This window comes from Xylophilus sp. ASV27 (assembly GCF_016428875.1).
Classification (GTDB): domain Bacteria; phylum Pseudomonadota; class Gammaproteobacteria; order Burkholderiales; family Burkholderiaceae_C; genus Xylophilus.
Genome location: NZ_JAELTO010000194.1, coordinates 1 through 3,437 on the forward strand (window position 1 = coordinate 1; position 3,437 = coordinate 3,437).

Sequence of the window (3,437 nt, forward strand, 5' to 3'; positions counted from 1 at the left end):
GGAACTCGCGCTTGCGCGTTCGCTTGGTCGTCAAATTCAGGCCCAGCTCGGCTTGTTTCATCGCGTCGATTGTCCTCGCGCACTTGCACTGATCAGCACATCGCGGCGCGATTTACGCAGACATTCCCTAACGGGTCGTCTTGCCATGAGGGCAGCGAGCATAACGCTCTGCGGGGGGCTTCTGACCAAGTGGTGTTAGCCGCTCTTAGTCCGCGATCACCTGCAGACCGTTGCCGTCCCCATGCGCCTGCAGGCACATTCTTCCAAGGTCGTTGAGAAAGCGCAGTACCGGCATCTCGCCCACGCAGGCGGGGATGGCGGCCATGATGTCGCTGTGCAGTTCCAGCAGTTGGTCGGAGGCGACAAACATTTCTGCGGACGCTCCGTAGTAGTGCCGCCAGAAGTCCTGCAGCAGTCCGTGCGGGGCCTTGCCGACGACGAGGGGGTAACCGTTCTCCCAGACCTGTTCGTCCATGGAGAGGCTGTTCAGGCCGGGGTCAACAGGCCGCGCACCCGCGGGCACCAGCAATACACGTCGCATGTCCAAGCTCATTTGCAGTTTCCCGGTGCGCCAGCAAACTCGGGAAATTCGGTGACGACCGTTCCGTCAGTCGGCGAATTGATGATGAGGCGGCCGCATTTCTCACCTGCCGTGCCAACGATTATTCCAAGGTTGGAATCGTAGCGGACGCGCCCATCGGGTTGGGCCGTGCGTGTCTGGTTGGGTGCGTTTTGCACCATGCGGCAAAACTTCTGTGCGGCTGCTGCATTGGTGCAGTATTTGGGCAGCAACTGGCTGGCATCGGAGGAGGGCGTGCAGTGCCTAGCGTAGATGTGCTTGTACCCGTCCGATGTGACCACGCAGGCCGCATCAGCACCCAGTTGGGCTTGTGCGGGCGCTTCGGCCGTGGGGGGCGCCATCTGGTTTTGTGTCTGGCAGCCGGCAAGCAGGGCGACGGCCGCCGCGAAGAGCAGGACAAGGCGGTAGGGGCGGTTCATGGTGGGTACTCAGCGGTATTTGATGATGTAGTTGACAGAGAGGTTCTTCGGCCGTGTTTCCGTGGTGGTGCGGGCCGGCTTGTCGGGTTCCGAGGTTTGCAGGTCTCCGGACGCCTGGCCGGCCGCATTGCCGTTTTGCGATACGGCTGCAAGCACGACAGCCTTGTAGGTATGGGTGTGGGCCTGCAGGGCATCGCACTGGTAGCTGCCCACGCCGTTGCGCGGGTCGCCGCTGACGGGGTCCAGACGCTTGGCGGCATCAGGGTCCATGCCCGAACCTGCGTCGTTGCCTCGCAGGAACAGACCTCGGTAGTCGGGGATGTTGAAGCTGTCGGCGCTTCCCCCATACAGGTAGCCGAGTACGGCAAACAGTTCCGGATAGGCTGCGGCCTTGAGCGAGCGCCCGTCGCAGAGCATCCAGCCCTGGGCCTCGACGTAGGTGGTGGGAACGTCTCCGCGCAAAGGCGCTGCCGCAGAGTTCTGGCTGCTGCAGGCGGTGTCTTTCCAGGTGTTGTTGGCGTCGCCCGATACCGGGTTGAGCTGTCCCGCGAACGCACAGATGCTGCCCACGCATACATCGAACATGTCGAGTTCCTTTCAGCTCCGGCCCCGGAAAGATTCCAGGGCCGGAAAAGCTATGGCAGGGTCTGTCAGGCGGCGGCCAGGAGCAGGCGTTCCTCGTTGGCCTGGGCCAGGGTGACCGGGTTGGTCCAGGTGCCGTCCGCATTCAGCGTGGTGGTCAGTGCATAGACGCCCGTGGGATACGGCAGGAGAAGCGGGTTGTTGATCGTGCTGACGTCGATCACGTCACCTTCCTCGTAGTTGCCGTATGCGAGGTAGTAGCTGGGGTGCGGAGAGAAAGTCAGGTTCTGGTTGGGACGCGCCTGCACGGCATAGACGGTGCTGCCGGACATGGTGACACCGACGGCAGCCTTGGAGCCGACCGGGATGTTGGGGGACTCGGCGAGGTAGAAGCGCGAAGGGTCCTGGCCTTTGTCCGGATTCGTGAAAAGGTAGGCGCCGTTGTAGTCCAGCGTGATCTTGTTTTGGCCGTTGGAGGCGTCGAACACTTCGGATGCAGAGAACTGGATGCCCGGCTTCAGCTCACCTGTCTCGGCCCACGAGAAGCCGGTATCCACTCCCCATTCGAACTTGATGCGCGATTTCGGATTCGAGTATTTTGCGAACCAGGCCACGGCCATGGCGTTGGGTGCCCATTGCGTCGGATCGTTCTGGAACACCATAAGGTAAGCAGAGTTGCTTGCCCGGTTGTTGACGGTGATCGAGTATTTCTTTGCCATGTCAGCTTTCCCAGAAAGTGGTTGATGAGACAGTCCGCACCAGCATCGGTGATGAACTGGGATCCACTCTAAGGAAGCTGACGTAAGAAAAGAATTACATCTTATTACATGCCTGCGCCATGTCTTAGAGTGGCTAACACCACCGATCCACGAAGCGCGCACAGATGATCGCCGCGGCCAGTTTCAGCAGCGCTTCGTGGATATCCAGTCATCGTTCAAAGCGGATTCGCAGCTTGCCAAAGCCTGCAAACCAGCTGTGCGTCCTCTCCACCACCCACCGGTGTTTGCCCAGCCGCTCGCTGCTCTCAATGCCTCGTCTGGCAATCCGGCCAATGATGCCCCGCTGCCTCAGGTGGGCTCGGCATCGCTTGAAGTCGTAGCCTTTGTCGGCGTGCAGCTTTGCCGGTCTTCTACGGGGACGTCCTGGCAGGCCAGCAATCGCAGGAATCGCGTCCACGCACCTCTCGAACATCTTGGAGTCGTGCCGGTTCGCGCTGCTGACCAAGATCACCAGCGGGATGCCTCTGGCATCTACGACGATGTGCCGCTTGGAGCCGAGCTTGCCTCTGTCCGTGGGGTTTGGGCCCGTTTCCTGGCCCCCGGGGGCTTGGTACCGAGGAGCCATCAATGCTGGCCCGGCTCCAATCGATTTGGTCATGTTCACGCAAGCGAGTCAGCATGGCTTGGTGCAGCTGCTCCCAGACACCAGCGGCATTCCAGTCGCGCAGACGCCGCCAGCAAGTCATGCCGCTGCCGTAGCCCAGGGATTGGGGAAGGTCTTCCCATGGAATGCCTGTTTGCAGCACGAACAAGATGCCGTTGAGGGCAGCTTCATCGCTGACTGCGAGTTTGCGCGCACCGCCTTTGACAGAAGGCACGAAGGCTGGGATCAGGGGTTGTAGCTGTCGCCACAGTTCTTTGCTAAGGAATGTCTGCGTAAATCGCGCCGCGATGTGCTGATCAGTGCAAGTGCGCGAGGACAATCGACGCGATGAAACAAGCCGACCTGTGCCTGAATTTGACGACCAAGCGAACGCGCAAGCGCGAGTTCCTGGCGAAGATGGAACGCGTGGTGCCGTGGGCTGCTCTGGTGAGTCTGATCAGACCGTACGCACCCGACGGTAAGCGCGGTCGCCC

The 3,437-nt window shown here is 61.0% G+C and carries 4 protein-coding genes and 2 pseudogenes; 1 reads left to right on the forward strand and 5 read right to left on the reverse strand.

Annotated features, from left to right (window positions below; all coding sequences use genetic code 11):
- Positions 1–205: 205 nt before the first annotated feature.
- The 5 genes and pseudogenes from JHD63_RS22005 to JHD63_RS22025 all read right to left on the reverse strand — a co-directional run bounded on the left by JHD63_RS22005 (position 206) and on the right by JHD63_RS22025 (position 3,253).
- A complete protein-coding gene (locus tag JHD63_RS22005) occupies positions 206–541 on the reverse strand; it encodes a hypothetical protein (RefSeq protein WP_233168535.1) in 336 nt (111 codons plus the stop codon).
- Positions 542–549: 8 nt separating this feature from the next.
- A complete protein-coding gene (locus JHD63_RS22010) occupies positions 550–999 on the reverse strand; it encodes a hypothetical protein (protein WP_198972922.1) in 450 nt (149 codons plus the stop codon).
- A 9-nt stretch (positions 1,000–1,008) separates the two neighbouring features.
- Positions 1,009–1,584: a tail fiber protein gene (locus JHD63_RS22015; RefSeq protein ID WP_198972923.1), complete on the reverse strand. Its 576-nt coding sequence runs from the start codon at positions 1,582–1,584 to the stop codon at positions 1,009–1,011.
- A 65-nt stretch (positions 1,585–1,649) separates the two neighbouring features.
- Positions 1,650–2,300 (reverse strand): hypothetical protein, encoded by a 651-nt coding sequence (locus tag JHD63_RS22020; protein ID WP_198972924.1) that lies wholly within the window; start codon positions 2,298–2,300, stop codon positions 1,650–1,652.
- A 133-nt stretch (positions 2,301–2,433) separates the two neighbouring features.
- A pseudogene (locus JHD63_RS22025) lies at positions 2,434–3,253 on the reverse strand (IS5 family transposase).
- 38 nt (positions 3,254–3,291) lie between these two features.
- Between JHD63_RS22025 and JHD63_RS22030 the strand changes: the two are divergent.
- A pseudogene (locus JHD63_RS22030) lies at positions 3,292–3,437 on the forward strand (IS5/IS1182 family transposase); the annotation flags it as partial.